12 protein-coding genes are annotated in these 16,305 nt (G+C 60.2%); 6 read left to right on the forward strand and 6 right to left on the reverse strand.

Annotated elements, in window-relative coordinates; genetic code table 11:
- Positions 1-110: 110 nt before the first annotated feature.
- Together OIL77_00910 and arcA are read right to left on the reverse strand one after the other, a co-directional pair.
- Positions 111-1,235 carry an aminotransferase gene (locus OIL77_00910; protein HJI43986.1) on the reverse strand — a complete coding sequence of 375 codons (1,125 nt, stop codon included), beginning with the start codon at positions 1,233-1,235 and terminating at the stop codon, positions 111-113.
- A 149-nt stretch (positions 1,236-1,384) separates the two neighbouring features.
- Positions 1,385-2,626 (reverse strand): arginine deiminase, encoded by a 1,242-nt coding sequence (gene arcA, locus OIL77_00915; protein HJI43987.1) that lies wholly within the window; start codon positions 2,624-2,626, stop codon positions 1,385-1,387.
- A gap of 557 nt (positions 2,627-3,183) precedes the next feature.
- On the opposite strand from arcA, the gene ppk1 reads away from it, so the two are divergent.
- The 5 genes from ppk1 (at position 3,184) to OIL77_00940 (ending at position 9,341) form a co-directional block, all read left to right on the forward strand.
- A complete protein-coding gene (ppk1, locus tag OIL77_00920; GenBank protein ID HJI43988.1) occupies positions 3,184-5,586 on the forward strand; it encodes a polyphosphate kinase 1 in 2,403 nt (800 codons plus the stop codon).
- A gap of 98 nt (positions 5,587-5,684) precedes the next feature.
- Entirely contained in the window at positions 5,685-7,013 is a 1,329-nt protein-coding gene (rlmD, locus tag OIL77_00925; GenBank protein HJI43989.1) for a 23S rRNA (uracil(1939)-C(5))-methyltransferase RlmD, read from the forward strand.
- A 90-nt stretch (positions 7,014-7,103) separates the two neighbouring features.
- Complete coding sequence (locus tag OIL77_00930; GenBank protein HJI43990.1) at positions 7,104-7,661, forward strand: DJ-1/PfpI family protein; 558 nt, start codon at positions 7,104-7,106, stop codon at positions 7,659-7,661.
- Positions 7,658-8,239, forward strand: a complete 582-nt coding sequence (locus OIL77_00935) for a Maf family protein (protein ID HJI43991.1) — start codon at positions 7,658-7,660, stop codon at positions 8,237-8,239. Before OIL77_00930 ends, OIL77_00935 begins: the two co-directional genes overlap by 4 nt.
- Positions 8,240-8,339: 100 nt before the next feature.
- On the forward strand, positions 8,340-9,341 hold the full coding sequence (locus OIL77_00940) for a P1 family peptidase (protein ID HJI43992.1): 1,002 nt from the start codon (positions 8,340-8,342) through the stop codon (positions 9,339-9,341).
- Between the two features lie 372 nt (positions 9,342-9,713).
- On the opposite strand, the gene OIL77_00945 is transcribed toward OIL77_00940, so the two are convergent.
- Positions 9,714-10,745 carry a glycosyltransferase gene (locus OIL77_00945; protein ID HJI43993.1) on the reverse strand — a complete coding sequence of 344 codons (1,032 nt, stop codon included), beginning with the start codon at positions 10,743-10,745 and terminating at the stop codon, positions 9,714-9,716.
- Complete coding sequence (glf, locus tag OIL77_00950; protein HJI43994.1) at positions 10,738-11,940, reverse strand: UDP-galactopyranose mutase; 1,203 nt, start codon at positions 11,938-11,940, stop codon at positions 10,738-10,740. Before glf ends, OIL77_00945 begins: the two co-directional genes overlap by 8 nt.
- 231 nt (positions 11,941-12,171) lie before the next feature.
- On the opposite strand from glf, the gene pta reads away from it, so the two are divergent.
- A complete protein-coding gene (gene pta / locus OIL77_00955; GenBank protein HJI43995.1) occupies positions 12,172-13,152 on the forward strand; it encodes a phosphate acetyltransferase in 981 nt (326 codons plus the stop codon).
- Positions 13,153-13,702: 550 nt separating this feature from the next.
- On the opposite strand, the gene OIL77_00960 is transcribed toward pta, so the two are convergent.
- Together OIL77_00960 and OIL77_00965 are read right to left on the reverse strand one after the other, a co-directional pair.
- Positions 13,703-14,881 carry an acetate kinase gene (locus OIL77_00960; protein ID HJI43996.1) on the reverse strand — a complete coding sequence of 393 codons (1,179 nt, stop codon included), beginning with the start codon at positions 14,879-14,881 and terminating at the stop codon, positions 13,703-13,705.
- Between the two features lie 163 nt (positions 14,882-15,044).
- Positions 15,045-16,223, reverse strand: coding sequence for an acetate kinase (locus OIL77_00965; protein ID HJI43997.1), 1,179 nt, complete (start codon positions 16,221-16,223; stop codon positions 15,045-15,047).
- Positions 16,224-16,305: the final 82 nt, after the last annotated feature.

Here is a 16,305-nt window from a genome sequence, read left to right on the forward strand (position 1 = left end):
AACAACTTGACTTCTCGGTATAGAAAAACAGTCCCGCTCCCCTCATGGGAAACGGGACTGTTATCGATAATCGTAGGCAGATTTGAGCGGCCTTGAGAGCCGTCGGAATCCTAGCGATCGAACTCCGCCAGCGCCTCGCCCAAAAGCCTCAGGCCCTCGCGCAGAACGTCCTCGCTCGCGCAGTAGCCCAGGCGTGCGCCACAGGGAAGCTCAAAGCGGCAGCCAGGTACCAGCAGCACTCCCCTCTCGGACAGCAGGCGCTTGCAGAACTCCTCGTCATCCTCGGGAATGTCCAGCTGGATAAACGAGGTGGACACACCCTGCGGGGCCGTCCAGGAGACACGATGCTGCGTGTCGATCCAAGCTTGCGCGATATCGCGGTTTCCAAACACGATCTTGCGGTTGCGCTCGAGGATCTTGTCCTTGTGCTTGAGCACATAGGTCGCCAGGGCGTCGTTGAACACGCCGCCGCAAATCATGGTGTAGTCGCGGTACGTGCGAATGCGATTAGATACCTCTTCGTCTGCCACAACCCAGCCCACGCGGGCAGCAGGCGTCGAATAGGTCTTGGACACCGAGTTGGTGACGATGGCTTTCTCGTACACATCGGCCATCGACAAAAAGTCCTCGGTGTTCTCAAGCGGCAGGTACACCTCGTCGCACAGCACATAGGCGCCCACCGAGCGGGCGATCTCGGCAATCTGGCCGAGCGTATCGGCATCGAGCACCGTTCCGATGGGGTTCGAAGCGTTATTGATGCAGATGAGCTTGGTGTTGGGGCGCACCAAGCGCTTGAGCTGTTCGATATCGGGTTTCCACCCGAGCTCCTCGCGAAGCTCCCAATACTCGACCTCGGCACCCAGCGTGCGCGGAATCTCGTAGAGCGGCGCATAGGTAGGCCACTCGGCGATAACGTGGTCGCCGGGCTCGACTACAGCCATGATGGCGTTGAGATTGGCGCCCGTGCAGCCATTGGTCTGCAGAATGAGATGGGGATTGACCTCGCGACGATACAGTTTGGCGACCTCGGCCTTAAAGTCGGGCGAACCCTCGATCCAGCCGTAGTTCATCTTCTCGCGGTCCAGGCGCTCGTAGAACGTGGCACCATCTTGATCGTCGAGCGCGCGCAGCTCGCCCATGGTAAGCGACGAAATCGTCGACTGGGCGATATCCCACGTAGCGCTCTTCTCCCAAACGTTAAGCCATTCCTCAACGCCGATCGTCTTGATATCCATGGCCAAGCTCCTTACAAAAGCAGTCATCCAATCGTGTTGACGCTCCTCAAACAAGATTGGGGCGGTGCGAATACCCGCACCGCCCCATTGGGAGACATCTAATGGCAGCTAGATGTATGTATTATGACCTGTACGGGTCCTTGAAGACCTTAGAGGTCCTCGCGCCAGAAGGGCATGCTCATGCAGCGCGGGCCGCCGCGGCCGCGGGAGAGCTCGGCGGAGGGCACGACGAGAAGGTCCAGGCCCTCCTTGTACAGCACGTCGTTGGTGACGGTGTTGCGGGCGTAGACGCAGATCTTGCCGGGCTCGACGCACAGGGTGTTGGAGCCGTCGTTCCACTGCTCGCGGGAGGCCGCGATCGGGTCGCCGCCGCCGCAGGGGATCAGCTTGACCTGGTCGACGCCGGTGGCGTCCTCCAGGACGTGCTCGAGGGTGTCCTCGATCAGGCGGATGTTCACGTCGCCCGGGTTCTTGCCGGCGGTCAGCTCGTAGACGCGCAGGGTGCCCATGATGGCGGGGTGGATCGTGAACTTATCGACGTCGATCTGGGTGAAGACCGTGTCGAGGTGCATGAAGGCGCGCGAGACCGGGATGTCGAAGGCCAGGATGCGCTCGACCTTGGAGTCGGAGTTCCAGAAGATGTTCTGGGCCATGACGTCGATGGCCGCGGCCTGGGTGCGCTGGGAGATGCCGACGGCGAGGGTCTTCTCGTTGATGTTCAGCACGTCGCCGCCCTCGGTGTGGAACTGGCAGTCGCGGCGGAAGTACAGGGAGACGTCCTTGTAGTCGGGGTGGTACTTGAAGACGTACTTGCCGTACAGGGTCTCGCGGTTGCGGGTGACCGAGTACATGCGGTTGAGGTTGACGCCCTCGCCGACGACCGCGAACGGGTCGCGGGTGAAGTAGAGGTTGGGCATCGGGTCGATGATCAGGTCGGACTCGGACTCGGAGTTGACCAGGGAGTCGAGGGTCGTGGACGCCGTGAGGGGCATGTCGATCTCGGACTTGGTCATGCCGGCCATGGTCTTCTTGACGAACTCGAGGTTGTCCTCGATGGAGTCCAGCTTCTCGCGGACGATCTGCGGCATGTGCTGGCCGCGGATGCCGGCCTCGGCGATGTACTGGTCGGTGAACTCGGCGCGGGCGCCGGGGACCTGGTCGAACACCTCGGCGACGAGGTTCTCGAGGTAGAGGACCTCCACGCCCTGGTCCCTCAGGATCTGGGCGAAGGTGTCGTGCTCCTGCTGCGCGACCTCCAGGAACGGGACGTCGTCGAACAGGAGTCGCTCGAGCTCGTCGGGCGGCAGGTTGAGGAGCTCGTCGCCGGGACGGTGCAGGCAGACCTTCCTGAGCTTGCCGATCTCGGAAGGCACGTGCAGACCTTTCGTCATGGCCTCCTACCTTTCTTTCGGGCCTTACTGGCCGAATGTATCAGCGCCCCTCCGTATGGGACGCTGCTTGCTGACAGCTCTAGTTATATCCAAAAACCACCTGCAATTCCACCTCGCCCCCGAACGGTCAGCAAAGTGCGATGAACGGTATATCTCATATGATTCCCCCATGATGCACTTCGGTTCTCTAAAGCAGGTTTTCAAAGGTAAATGTTCTTTTTTCTAAGGAATTAAGCTAGATTGCACAAATATTTTCATGTTTAGGAATTGCATAGCTAAAACGGTTTTCTGCATATATATGTCGTTTGTTCATGATTCAATTTGGATTCGATTATATTCAGCTCGCAATCATTCTTATTCATACATCCTCACCAATTGAGTATGGATATAGATTGTTTCTAAACGAGTTGGGCAGTTAGTTGCATGCCTTGGCAGCGTAAGAAGTAGGTAAAGATACCGTTCACGCAATACGTCCGTGCCACAGGTCGACTAAATTGAGACAATAGTGAATAGTGTTAGGCTACCGTCCCCTGTGGGGACTGAACGGACAGATGCATATGCCGAGCAAAATCGAAAAGAAGCAAGCCGCCGCAAAGCTGCGCAAACCGCCGCGCGACTTCTCATACACGCAAAACCGAGAGCTCAGCTGGCTACGCTTTGACAACCGCGTGCTCGACGAAGCCTTCGACGAAACCGTTCCGTTATTCGAGCGACTAAAGTTCGTCTCGATCTTCGAGTCCAACCTCGATGAGTTCCTCATGGTGCGCGTGGGCGGCCTGTCCGATCTGGCGGAGCTCAAAAAACAACCTGTCGACAACAAGAGCAATATGACCGCCTCCGAACAGGTCGATGCTGTCATGGCCGAAATGCCCGGGCTCCTTACCCGTTGGGAGTCCATCTTTAAGAGCATCGAGGGCAAGCTCGACACCTTGGGCGTTCACCGCGCCCACATCGATTCGCTTACGCCCGAGGAGCGTACCTTTGTAACCCGCTACTTCCAGGCCTACGTGTCGCCGGTCATCTCGCCGCTGGTCATCGATCCTCGCCACCCCTTCCCCAACCTGCGCAACGGCGCGCTCTATCTGGCCTGTGGTCTGGACGGCGCCACCGACGAGGAGAGCCTACTGGGCCTTATCGAGATTCCCGCCTCGATGAACCGCGTGGTCGAGATCCCCTCGCCCACCGGCACCTACTCCTACATCTTGCTCGAGGACGTCATCCTCGCCTGCCTGGACAGCTGCTTTGGCTCCTATAAGCCGCTGGATCGTGCGCTGATCCGCGTCACCCGCAACGCCGACATCGATCCGGACGGCGAGGGCGTCGAAGAGGAAGAGGACTACCGCCAGCACATGAAGCGCATTCTCAAGAAGCGCCTGCGCCTGCAGCCGGTAGTGCTCGCGGTCTCGGGGTCGCTCGAGAAGGCGACGCTCAAGACTATCCGCAAGGCGCTCGAGCTTTCGCGCCGCTCTGTCTTTACCTGCGATATCCCGCTCAACCTGGGCTACGTCTTTGGCATTGAGGGCAAGATTCCCGAGCACCTGCGCAACGAGCTCCTCTTTACGCCGTTTAAGCCACAGCCCAACCCCACCATCGACATGACCCGCTCCATCCGCGAGCAGGTGCTGCAGCACGACAAGCTGCTCTTCTACCCTTACGAGGCCATGAATCCGTTCCTGGATCTGGTACACGAGGCAGCCTACGATCCCGAGTGCATCTCGTTGCGCATCACGCTCTACCGCGTGGCCAAGCAGAGCCGCCTATGCGAGTCGCTGATCGATGCCGCCGAGAACGGCAAAGAGGTCACGGTGCTCATGGAGCTCCGCGCCCGCTTTGACGAGCAGAACAACATCGAGTGGGCCGAGCGTCTGGAAGAGGCAGGCTGCACCGTCATCTACGGCTCCGAAGGCTTTAAGTGCCACTCCAAGATCTGCCAGCTCACCTATCGCGAGGGCATGGCGCTCACCCGCCTCACGCTCTTGGGCACCGGCAACTTTAACGAGAAGACGGCCAAACTCTACAGCGACTTTATGCTCATGACAGCCCATCCCGGCATCGGTGAAGACGCCAACCTGTTCTTCCGCAATCTGTCGCTGGGCAACCTGCGCGGCGACTACCGCTTCCTGGGTGTGGCGCCCGTCGGACTGAAACCGCTCATCATGCGCGGGCTTGACCGCGAGATCCAGCGCGCCCTTGCCGGCGAGCCCGCCCGCGTGTTCTTTAAGCTCAACTCACTGACCGACCGCGAGGTTATCGACAAGATCGCCGAGGCATCGTGTGCCGGCGTGCGCGTAGACATGATCATCCGCGGCATCTCGTGCCTCAAGCCCGGTGTTCCGGGCAAGACCGAGAACGTGCATGTCCGCTCCATCGTCGGACGCTTTTTGGAGCACGCGCGCGTCTATGCTTTCGGCGTGGACTCGGACATGATTTACCTGAGCTCGGCAGACATGATGACGCGCAACACCGAGCACCGCGTGGAGATTGCCTTCCCCGTGCTCGACCCCACCTGTCGCGCTCTGGTGCACGAGTACATGGGCATGCAGCTGCGCGACAACGTGAAGGCCCGCAGCCTCACGAGCGACGGCACCTGGGTCCCCGTGGAGCGTGCAGAGGGTGAGAAACCCTTCAACTCACAGGAAGCCCTGCTGGAGCGCGCCTATCGCAACGCCGAGGCCGCGCCCGAGCCCGTCATTGAGGCGGAACCTGCCTCCGAGGCCGAGCCGCAGCCAGTAGCACCCAAGGTCCAAGAGGTCCAGGCGACCGTCATTGAGCCCGAGCCTGCACCTGCACCTCAGCCCGATCCGCAGGTCACCAAGCCCGCACCCGAGACGAGCGCCCGTCGCGATAAGCCCGCTGGCAAGACCAAGGCCATCGAGCGCCATCGCCCCGGCCGCGTGCGCATGGGCCTGGGTCTGATCGGCCTGGGTCTTAAGACGCTCATTACCGGCAAGACGAAATAGTCGTTTGTAGAAGCAGTTTGTAGAAGCGCCCCGCATTTGAGGAAAGCCTCGGATACGGGGCGCTTTTCCCTGCTACCATGGTGCGAACAACAACGCGAATGACAGGCAGGAATATGAAGCTCACTATAGAATCGATGACCTACGGCGCCGACGGGCTGGCGCACGCCGACAACGGCAAGGCCGTCTTTGTGCAGGGTGCCGTGGCAGGCGACACCGTCGAGGCCGAGGTCGTACAGGACGGCAAGTCATTCATGCGCGCCCGCACCACCGAGATTCTGGAGCCAAGCCCCAATCGCATTCAGCCTCCCTGCCCCTTCGTGGGCATCTGCGGCGGCTGCTCGTGGGGCAATCTCTCACGCACGGCACAGCTCGCCGCCAAGGAGCAAAACCTGCGCTCCACGCTCGAGCGCATCGGCAAGTTCGCTCCTGAGCTGGCAGATGAGTTGGTACAGCCCATCTGCCACACCAAGGACGACTGGGGCTACCGCAATAAAATCGAGCTCGAACCGACCGTCGTCAACGGTCGCGTGCGCCTTGGCATGCACGGTGTCGACCCCAGCAAAATCGTGACCGTCGATATGTGTCCGCTGTTCGATAAGCGCTTCCCGAAGGCACTCAAATCGGTCGTCGGCGCACTCAACTATCTAAGCGGCAGCCATGACTTGGGGCTCGAACGCGTGGGCATTCGCGCATCGCGCCGCACCAAGGCACTCGAGGTCGCACTCTGGACGCCCACAGGCTCTTTTCCGCGCTCGCAGGTCTCCCGCGTGCTGGCGGACGCCGCTCATCCTACGAGCATCGTACGCGTGATGAGCAAGGGCGAAAAGAAGGCCCGCCGTGTCTCCAAGGTCGAAATGCTCGCCGGAGAGGGCTCATGGACCGAGAATATCGCCGAGGATCAGATGCGCTTGTCTGCCCCGTCTTTTTTCCAGGTCAACACCAAGGGTGCCGAGATTTTGATCGATCTTGTCATGGAAGCGCTCGACCCGCAGGAAGACGAGCTTGCCGTGGACCTGTACTGCGGTGCCGGCACCTTTACCCTGCCGCTCGCCCGCCGCTGCGACTTTGTCGCTGCCGTCGAGGCCTACGGCCCCGCCGTGCGCGATCTACGCCGTAACCTGGAAATCAACAAGCTTGATAACGTCGACGTCATTGGCGGAGACGCGGTGCGCGAGTTCCCCGACCAGGATGCCGACATCTTGGTGGTCGACCCGCCGCGCGCAGGCCTCGCCCCCGAGGCGATCGGCCTTATCGCCAGCACGAGTGCCCGCGATGTCGCCTACGTGAGCTGCGACCCGGCCACCCTGGCGCGCGATCTCAAACGCTTTGTCGAAGAAGGCACCTTCTCCCCCGTAAAGATCACGCCAGTCGACCTGTTCCCACAAACCTTCCACTGCGAGACCGTCGTCCACCTTAGGCGCAACTAGCCGCTTAATCATTGCTCAGAAAATCATTGGGAAATCGAGCGTGGCAAGCGGAGGTCTTCGGGGTATAAGACGGCTAATTGTATGCCGCCTATGAAAGGAACCCTCATGCCCAGCGTTGCCGTTCTCGCCGCCGATGGCTTTGAAACTATTGAATGCTTGACCATGGTCGATGTCATGCGTCGCGGCGGCGTGCGTGCCACGCTCGTCTCGATCATGCCCACGCGCGAGGTCGTAAGCTCGCTGCAGATCCCCGTGACCTGCGATGCGCTCTTTGATGAGATCAACTTTGACGAGTACGACTGCGTCGTGCTGCCCGGCGGCCTGCCCGGTGCCACCAACCTGCGCGCAGATCAGCGCGTCTGCGACGTGGTCTGCGAGTTCGCCGCAACCAAGCACGTCGCCGCCATCTGCGCCGCCCCGTTTATCCTGGGCGAGCTCGACCTGCTCGAGGGGCGCCATGCCACGTGCTTCCCTGGCTTTGAGAAAAGCTTCCCCGAAGGCGCCTATACCGGCGAGAAGGTCACGCAAGACGGCAACATCATCACTGCCAGCGGCATGGCACAGTCCCTCCCCTTTGCATTGGAGCTGCTGCGCACGCTCGCCGGCGACAAGGCCGTCGAGAAGGTCGCCGAGGGCATCCAACTATGATTTTGGCTTCGCAATCGCCGCGCCGCATAGAGCTGATGCGCGAGGCAGGCTACAACATTCGCGTGATTCCCGCGGATATCGACGAAACGCCCTTTGATGGCGAGGCCCCGCTCACGCTTGTCGAGCGCTTGGCACGCGCCAAGGCGGCTGCCGTTGCTGCCGAGCATGCCGAGCCCAATGAGCTAACGGTCGCGGCCGACACCATCGTCACCTTTGACGGCAAGATTCTGGGCAAGCCGGCAACCGAGGACGAGGCGCGCACTATGCTCCGTGAGCTTTCGGGCCGCACGCACCAGGTCGCAACCGGCGTCTGCATCGTTAAGGCAGGCGATACGGCCGCCCCGCATGCCGCCGAAAGCCTGTCCTTTGTCGATGTGACCGACGTGACGTTCTACGAGCTCACCGACGAGCAGATCGAGCACTACGTCGCCTCGGGTGAGCCCATGGACAAGGCCGGCGCCTACGGCATTCAGGGCACAGGAGGACGCATGCTCGTGCACGATATTTCGGGCGACTTCTATAACGTGGTGGGCCTACCCATCGCCCGCGTCGCGCGCGCGATTCAAAAACTCTCGTAATTGCATCTGGCGCTGGGTATCCCCCGGGCCTACAATTTTGGCGTACCGTACGGATCCCGACCGGGCACAAGGCGCGGCGGAAAACCGATAGGAGTTAAACATGGATACACTGCTCGAGGCCATTGACGTCTGCGATGTCGATGGCTTTTGCTATGGCAACTATACGGACGAGGAGGCCGGCACCGGTTGCACCGTAATCGTGGCACCCGAGGGCGCCACCGGCGGCGTTGACGTTCGCGGCGGTGCTCCAGCATCGCGCGAAACCGACCTGCTGCGACCCGAGAACACCGTCGACAAGGTCCACGCCGTCTGCCTTTCGGGTGGATCGGCCTTTGGCCTCGAGGCTGCAAGCGGCGTCGCTCGCGAGCTTGAGAGCCGCGGCATCGGCCTTCCCGTCGGCCCCACGCAGGTGCCTATCGTGTGCTCCAGCTGTATCTTCGACCTCGCCTTTGGTAACCCCACCGTGCGCCCCGACATTGAGGCCGGCATCGCCGCCGTGCGCGAAGCACTCGACCACACCCCCACCAAGCTCGAACAGGGCAACGTAGGCGCCGGCACGGGCGCTACCGTGGGTAAGCTCATGGGGCCTGCCACCTGCATGAAGGCCGGCCTTGGAGCTGCCGCCGTGGCACTCGGCCCCATCAAGGTGGGCGCCGTGGTCTCGGTCAACGCCTGCGGCAACGTTGTCGACCCCTTCACCGGCGAGTGGGTCGCCGGCATGCGCGCCGCAGCCGATAGCGACCAGATCGTCGACATGGAACTCGCAGCCTTTGCCGCCGCCGGATCCATGCAGATGCCGCTCGACCGCACCAACACCACCATCAGCTGCATCGTCACCAACGTGGAACTCACTAAGGCACAAGCCACCAAGGTCTCCCAGATGGCCGCAGACGCCTACGCACACGCCATCCGCCCCACACACACCACCAACGACGGCGACACCATCTACACCCTCGCCAGCGGCAAACTGGGCGCCCAGGCAAGCGCCGCCGTTCCCCTAGACCTACTGGGCATGCTCGCCGTAAGGGCCCTACAGACCGCCATCGTAAACGGAGCCAAAACCGCCAAAACCTCCCACGGCATCCCCGGCGCCGCGAAGTAGCCTAACCTGACCGGTTGCCCGGTGGGGCTTGGCTATGTTTGCTGCTCTACAGTCCTGGCTCGCACGAAGAGCACATTAAGTGCTCTTCGGCTCGTGCGGAACTCGCGACAAACATAACCAAGCCCCACCGGGCAACCTACCAACCAGATTCTTTTCAGCCCAGGCCCCTGTGTACCGCGCGTCGAAGATCTTCAAATTCAAATAAACTGACAATCGATTCTTATAGCAGAGGCCCCTTGGCCTTTAGTTTGATACAAGTTCCGCACGAGCCGGAAAGCACTTAATGTGCTTTCCGTGCGAGCAGGACTGTTCGCAGTAGCAAACTAAAGGCCAAGGGGCCCAGTCAACCTATCAACAGCGATTACTCAGCAGCTAGTTGAATTTGAAGATCTTTGAGGCAAGACGGTATAGGCCGAGTGTGGTTTTGTCTCCGGCCCGTCCGCGCAGATTGGTGAAGAACCCGACCACGCCGTAGCGGGCACGACGATACATGCGCTCGTCGTAGGCCTTCAAATCATTCCACAGCATCTTTAGGCGCTCGTCGGCGCAATCTTCCTCGGAAAGCTTGGTGAGCACCGAGCAGATCGCCATCATCATGGTGAAATAGCCCATCATGTACGAGCGCAGACGCGACGACTCAACATCGCTGTACAGGTGGTACGACTCCATCATGATGCGCGTCACACGGAACTGCTGGTCCAGACGCTTGACCATCGTGGCCTCGTTGACACTCTGGCCCTCGCGACCGATAAAGTAGCGATAGAGGTCGATGTCGGCGTAGTACATGGTCTTGCAACGCGGCAGCGGCACGTAGGCGTAGATGTTGTCCACATAGAACGTGTGCGGCGGCATGGGAAGGTTGGACTCGCGCAGCACATCCGTGCGATAGCACAGGCTGTGCATGAGTAGGTTCTGGTCCAGGCGGAAATGACCGATCTGATCCCAGGAAAAGATCTTTTTGCGCGGCAGGGCAAATTTGTAGCCAATAGCGGTATGCGTGCCCTCGTAAACCTTCTCGTACACGTAGTTCGAGATAAACAGGTCAACGCGCTGGTCACGCTCTTCAAAGCCACGCAGAATCGACAGCATAGTCGAAAGAGCCGCAGCATCGAGCCAGTCATCCGAGTCGACGACCTTGTAGTAGGTGCCCTGTGCCTCGCGCAGACCCGAAAGGACGGCAATACCGTGGCCGCCGTTCTCCTGGTGCACCGCGCGAATGATACCGGGATAACGTGCCTCCCACTCGTCGGCCTTATCGGCCGTCTCGTCCTTGGAGCCGTCGTCCACTACGATAATCTCGATATCGGTGGCGTAATTGCTCCCCTCCAAGATGGAGGTGATGCAATGGTCCATGTCCTTGGCGGCGTTATACGAGGGAATACCGAATGTTATGACTTTATGCATGGCAGGCGATAATCTCATCCGAAAGATCGAGGGCGGAATTGGTCACAGCGTCCATATCGTAGTAACGATACTCGGCCAGACGACCCACCGGGTGGAAGTTCGTCAGGTTCTGGACGCGCTCAAGATAGCGCTCATAGAGCTCACGGTTCTCGGGCTCAAGAATGGCGTAGTACGGCGTCTCGCCCGAGCCGGGCGTATAGGCCTTGGAATACTCCTTCATGATGGTGGTCTTGCCGGGCAGGATCTGACCGGTCATGTTCTTGAACTCGGTAATGCGCGTGTAGTCCTCGCTCGTGGTGTAGTTGACGGTGCCCACGGGCTGGAACTGGTCCATATCGAGCGTCTCGAACTTCATGTCGAGCGTGCGGTACGGTAGCGCGCCCAGATCGAGATTGAACAGCTCATCGAGCGGACCGGTGTAGACGATCTCGCCACCATAGACCTTGCCGTCGATCTTGACGGTAGTCTCGTCGATTTCAAAGAGGTCACGGGCGTCCACGTCGCAGAACACGTCGATCAGGTCGTGGTCGAGCATGTGCTCAAAGAGCGCCGTGTAGCCCTCCTGCGGCATGCCCTGGAAGGGAGCTTGCGGGAAGTAGCGGTCATCATCGCCCACAAAGACGGGAACGCGGCCGGTGATCGAGGGATCGATCTGATCGGGCGTCTGGCCCCACTGCTTCATGGTGTAATGCAAAAAGACGTTCTCGTAGACGTAATCGGCGACCTCGGCAAGATCCGGGTCGTTCTTCTTACGCAGCTCCATAATGGGCACCTTGACATCCTTGCCAAAAGTCTCCACGAGCTTCTGATACAGCTCCTCGCCGCGCTCGTCACCAAAGGCGAGCTTGAGACTCGCATGGTTGAAGGGCACGGGCATAAGGGTACCGTTGATGTTGGCGAGCACCTTGTGCTGATAATCCGTCCACTTGGTAAAGCGCGACAGGAAATTGTGCACGCGCTCGTTAAAAGTGTGATAGATATGCGGACCGTACTCGTGGATCAGGATTCCGGCCTCGTCAGTGCAGTCATAGGCATTGCCCGCAATGTGGCTACGGCGCTCCAAAACGGCAACACGATAGCCGATGGTCTCGGCAAGACGGCGGGCGCAAACGGCACCGGCATATCCAGCACCGACGACAATCATGTCGTACGCGCCGGCGTTAAAGCCTTCAGGCAGGCCTGAGGTAATCTGCATCGATACTCCTTGTCAAAAGCCACGGGCTCGTTAGCTGGGCTTTTCTCGAACATTCTTCGAGACATATTTATCAGAGCGATTATAGCGCTAATGCGTCCTATAATGAGCTTGCCACACAAGGAAAGCTCAAGCACCGCGGCGTACATAATTGAAAGGTAAACCCGCTAGCAGCGGGTTTATTCGTGAACAGCCGGGTGCCTGGAGCTTAGCGAAACGCTTGTAAGGAGTAACATGAGCGATTTCCTAAACCGTATGAAGTCTGCCGCCAAGGCCGACCTTAAGACGATCGTCCTGCCCGAGGGCGAGGATCCGCGCACTATCGTCGCGGCCACCAAAATCATCGAGGAGGGCCTGGCAAAGATCGTCATCCTGGGCAACCCCGACGAGATCAACGTTCCCGGCGCTACCGTCATCGACCCGCGCAATGCCGAGAAGCACAAGGAGTACGCGCAGAAGTTTGCCGAGCTCCGCGCCAAGAAGGGCGTTACCATCGAGCAGGCTCGCGCCCAGGTGATGGACGCCACCTACTTTGGCACCATGATGGTCAAGATGGGCGATGCCGACGGCCTGGTCTCCGGCGCCTGCCACTCCACCGCCGACACCCTGCGCCCCGCGCTTCAGATCCTCAAGACCGCCCCGGGCACCAAGCTGGTCTCGGCCTTCTTCGTGATGTGCACCGACACCCCGCAGTTCGGCACTGACGGCACGCTGATCTTCGCCGACTGCGGCCTCAACATCAACCCGTCCTCCGACGAGCTCTCCGAGATCGCCATCGCCTCCGCTCACTCCTGGTCCACCTTCATGGGCAACGTTGAGCCGCACGTGGCCATGCTCTCCTACTCCACCATGGGCTCCGCTGGCGGCGAGGTCGCCAAGAAGGTCCAGGAGGCTGTGAAGTTCTGCAAGGAGAAGGCTCCCGAGCTCGCCATCGACGGCGACCTGCAGCTCGATGCCGCTATTGTCCCCACCGTCGCCCAGCTCAAGGCTCCCGGCTCCTCCGTTGCCGGCAAGGCCAACGTACTCGTGTTCCCCGACCTCGAGGCCGGCAACATCGGCTACAAGCTGGTCCAGCGCTTCGCCGGTGCTGACGCCTACGGCCCCATCCTGCAGGGCATCGCCAAGCCGGTTAACGACCTTTCGCGCGGCTGCACTGCCGACGACATCGTGGGTGTCGTGGCCATCACCGCCGTCCAGGCTCAGATGGCTGAGTAGCGGACATATCCCCTCGGGACCCTACAGGGTAAAGCTCTGAAAACGTCCTCGGACATGCATGAAACCCCCGCTGCGCACTTCGTGCGGCGGGGGTTTCATGCGTCCTGCGGAATATTATCAGAGCTTTACCCTGTAGGGTCCCTGCCGCCACGTAGCAATCAGGGAATCCGGGGTGGACGGCGGCTTGGCTACGAGCTGGAGCTGAAAATCTGAATGGATGGGTGCCGTTGCTGGGAGCGAAGGCGTTGCTGATGATGATCACTTTGGAGATTGAAAGGCCGGTGGGCTTCGGCGGTTGTTGTGCCGGAAACTACATCCCAGTTTGGAGGCGGATTGTGGGATGTGGCTTCCGCTTGGGGCCTGTTTGGGAAACTTTGGGACGGAATTTTGCTTTATTGTGGGTCGCACTTTCCGCAACGTGCCTCAACCGGAAAGCGTGTCCCAGTATTTGCGCTCGAAATGGGATGGGGTTTCCGCCGTCCACCTGCTAGTAAAAAGGCCTCCGGAGCCGTTGCTCTGGAGGCCTTTCGTTTACTTGCAAATGCGCGCGTTAGTTGTTCTTGGTCAGGCGCTCGACGTCGTGGGCGATCATGTATTCCTCGTCGGTGGGGATGACCATAACCGTGACGGAAGAGCCGGCGGCGCTGATGACCTGTGGGCCGTTGCCCACGGCCTCGCGGTTCTTGTTGTTGTCGATGCGCACGCCCAGCCACTCAAAGCAGTCGCAGAAGGCCTTGCGGATCGACCAGTCGTTCTCGCCGATGCCGGCGGTAAAGGTAATGGTGTCCACGCCCGCCATGGAAGCGATCATGGAACCGGCCTGCTGCATGGCCTTATAGGCGAACATATCGAAGGCGAGCAGGCAGCGCTCGTCGCCCTCGGAGGCGCGCGTGCGGATGTCGCGGGCGTCGTTGGAAATGCCCGAGATGGCAAGCAGACCAGACTGCTTGTTCATCATGTCATCGACTTCCTGGTAGCTGTAGCCGCCCTCGCGCTGCAGGTAGCACACGGTGGCCGGGTCGATGGAACCACAACGGGTGCCCATCATCAGGCCATCGAGCGGCGTGAGACCCATCGTGGTGTCGCGGCACACGCCGTCCTCGATAGCAGCGAGCGAAGCACCGTTGCCCAGATGGCACGAAAGCAGGCGGTGGCAGCGCGAACCCAGGATCTCCTTGGCCATCATCCACTCATAGCGGTGGCTCGTGCCGTGGGCGCCGTACTTGCGCACGTGGTACTTGTCGCAAACGTCCTTGGGCAGCGCGTAGGTGTAGGCAACCTCGGGCATGGTCATGTGGAACGAGGTGTCGAAGACCGCCACGTTGGGCAGCTCCGGATACTTCTCACGGCAATACTCAATCGCTGCGGCCTCGCCGTAGTTGTGCAGCGGAGCAAGCGGTGCCACCTCAAGAATCTTGGCCATAACCTCGTCGTCGACAACCGCGGAATCATCGAAGTGCCAGCCGCCCTGAACGATACGATGCCCAATGCCATCAATCGTAAAGTCGGTCTTCTCGAGCTCCTCGAGCACGCGAGCGATAGCAGAGCGATGATCGGGGAAAGGGACCTCCTCGGTCTGCTTAGCGCCACCGTTCTCGGAGTGGCCAAAGATGCCCATGTCCGATCCGATACGCTCGCAGTTGCCCTTGGCGAAAACCTTGCGGGTATCGGTATCCAAAAGCTGATATTTAAGGCTTGAGCTGCCGGCGTTGACAACAAGTACGTTCATGAGACTCCTTCGCAGTGCAATACGGTCGACGCAGGCCCCTTAAGGCGGCCGCATTTTAATAAGAAGTTATCATATCTTGATAAATAGATATCAGCATATCGCCCAACGAGCGCAAAAGAGGGGCCGAACGGCGCTCGGTCGTCCAGCCCCTCCCCTCTTGCAATTACTTGCCGTTGACGATGCGCTCGACGTCGGAAGCGATCATGAACTCCTCGTCCGTAGGGATGACGAAAATCTTGACCTTGGAATCCTTGGCGGACAGGCACCAAGCGCCGTCGCCACGCAGGGCATTACGGGCGTGATCCATCTTGACGCCCATAAAGGCCAGACGATCGGCCACGCCAGCGCGAACGGCCGGAGCGTGCTCGCCGATGCCGGCGGTAAAGACCAGGGTGTCCATGCCGCACATGGAGGTGGCCATCTCGGCGGCCTTAGCGGCAATCTTGTAGACGAACATATCGAAGGCGAGCTGAGCCTCGGGGTCACCAGCAGCGGCGAGCTCCTCAACGTTGCGGCAGTCGTTGGTCTTGCCACCGGTCACAGCCAAAAGGCCAGACTTCTTGTTCATCATCTCGTCGACCTCGTCGAAGGTGTAGCCACCCTCGCGCTGCAGGTAGCACACGGTAGCCGGGTCGATGGAGCCGCAGCGGGTGCCCATCATGACGCCGTCGAGCGGCGTCAAGCCCATGGTGGTGTCCATGCACTTGCCGTCCTCGATGGCGCACAGGGAAGCGCCGGAGCCGATATGGCACACGACGACCTTGCGGGCCTCGCCGTTGGTCATCTCGGCGACCTTCTTGGAGATGTAGCGATAGCTGGTGCCGTGGGCGCCGTACTTACGGATGTGCAGCTTGTCGCAAACATCCTTGGGAAGGGCGTAGGTCTTGGCGACCTCGGGCATGTTGAAGTGGAAAGCGGTGTCGTAGACCGTGACGTTGGGCAGATCGGGATACTGCTCCAGGCAGTACTCGATAACGTTGGCCTCGGGGTTGTTGTGCAGCGGCGCCAGCGGGGCGACCTCGCGAATCTTGGCGAGGACGTCCTCGTCGACGAGGGAGGAATCACCAAAGTACCAACCGCCCTGAACGATACGGTGGCCGATGCCCTCGATCTTGACGCCGTTGGCCTCAAGGTCCTTCAGGACGACCTCGATGGCGACCTTGTGGTCGGGGAACTCGATGTTCTCGGTCACCTTCTTGGAGCCATTGGCAGCATGGGTGAAGGTACCACCGGTAAAGCAGACGCGCTCGCAGGAGCCCTTTGCGGACACCTTATGGGACTTGGTGTCGATGACCTGATACTTAAGGGTCGAAGATCCCGCGTTGACGACCAGAACGTTCATGTGTCTCCCTACTAACAGGCGGTGTGGCGCCGCCAGGTTACATACGCTTCAATAATAAACCCAAACGCCCTCGCGCTCGGGT

It is taken from the genome of Coriobacteriaceae bacterium, from assembly GCA_025993015.1.
In the GTDB taxonomy this organism is placed as follows: domain Bacteria; phylum Actinomycetota; class Coriobacteriia; order Coriobacteriales; family Coriobacteriaceae; genus Collinsella.

Excerpts from the sequence above, each read along its gene's own strand:
- OIL77_00910 (HJI43986.1), bottom strand. The coding sequence starts at position 1,235 with ATGGATATCAAGACGATCGGCGTTGAGGAATGGCTTAACGTTTGGGAG.
- arcA (HJI43987.1), bottom strand. The coding sequence starts at position 2,626 with ATGACGAAAGGTCTGCACGTGCCTTCCGAGATCGGCAAGCTCAGGAAG.
- ppk1 (HJI43988.1), top strand. The coding sequence starts at position 3,184 with ATGCCGAGCAAAATCGAAAAGAAGCAAGCCGCCGCAAAGCTGCGCAAA.
- rlmD (HJI43989.1), top strand. The coding sequence starts at position 5,685 with ATGACAGGCAGGAATATGAAGCTCACTATAGAATCGATGACCTACGGC.
- OIL77_00930 (HJI43990.1), top strand. The coding sequence starts at position 7,104 with ATGAAAGGAACCCTCATGCCCAGCGTTGCCGTTCTCGCCGCCGATGGC.
- OIL77_00935 (HJI43991.1), top strand. The coding sequence starts at position 7,658 with ATGATTTTGGCTTCGCAATCGCCGCGCCGCATAGAGCTGATGCGCGAG.
- OIL77_00940 (HJI43992.1), top strand. The coding sequence starts at position 8,340 with ATGGATACACTGCTCGAGGCCATTGACGTCTGCGATGTCGATGGCTTT.
- OIL77_00945 (HJI43993.1), bottom strand. The coding sequence starts at position 10,745 with ATGCATAAAGTCATAACATTCGGTATTCCCTCGTATAACGCCGCCAAG.
- glf (HJI43994.1), bottom strand. The coding sequence starts at position 11,940 with ATGCAGATTACCTCAGGCCTGCCTGAAGGCTTTAACGCCGGCGCGTAC.
- pta (HJI43995.1), top strand. The coding sequence starts at position 12,172 with ATGAGCGATTTCCTAAACCGTATGAAGTCTGCCGCCAAGGCCGACCTT.
- OIL77_00960 (HJI43996.1), bottom strand. The coding sequence starts at position 14,881 with ATGAACGTACTTGTTGTCAACGCCGGCAGCTCAAGCCTTAAATATCAG.
- OIL77_00965 (HJI43997.1), bottom strand. The coding sequence starts at position 16,223 with ATGAACGTTCTGGTCGTCAACGCGGGATCTTCGACCCTTAAGTATCAG.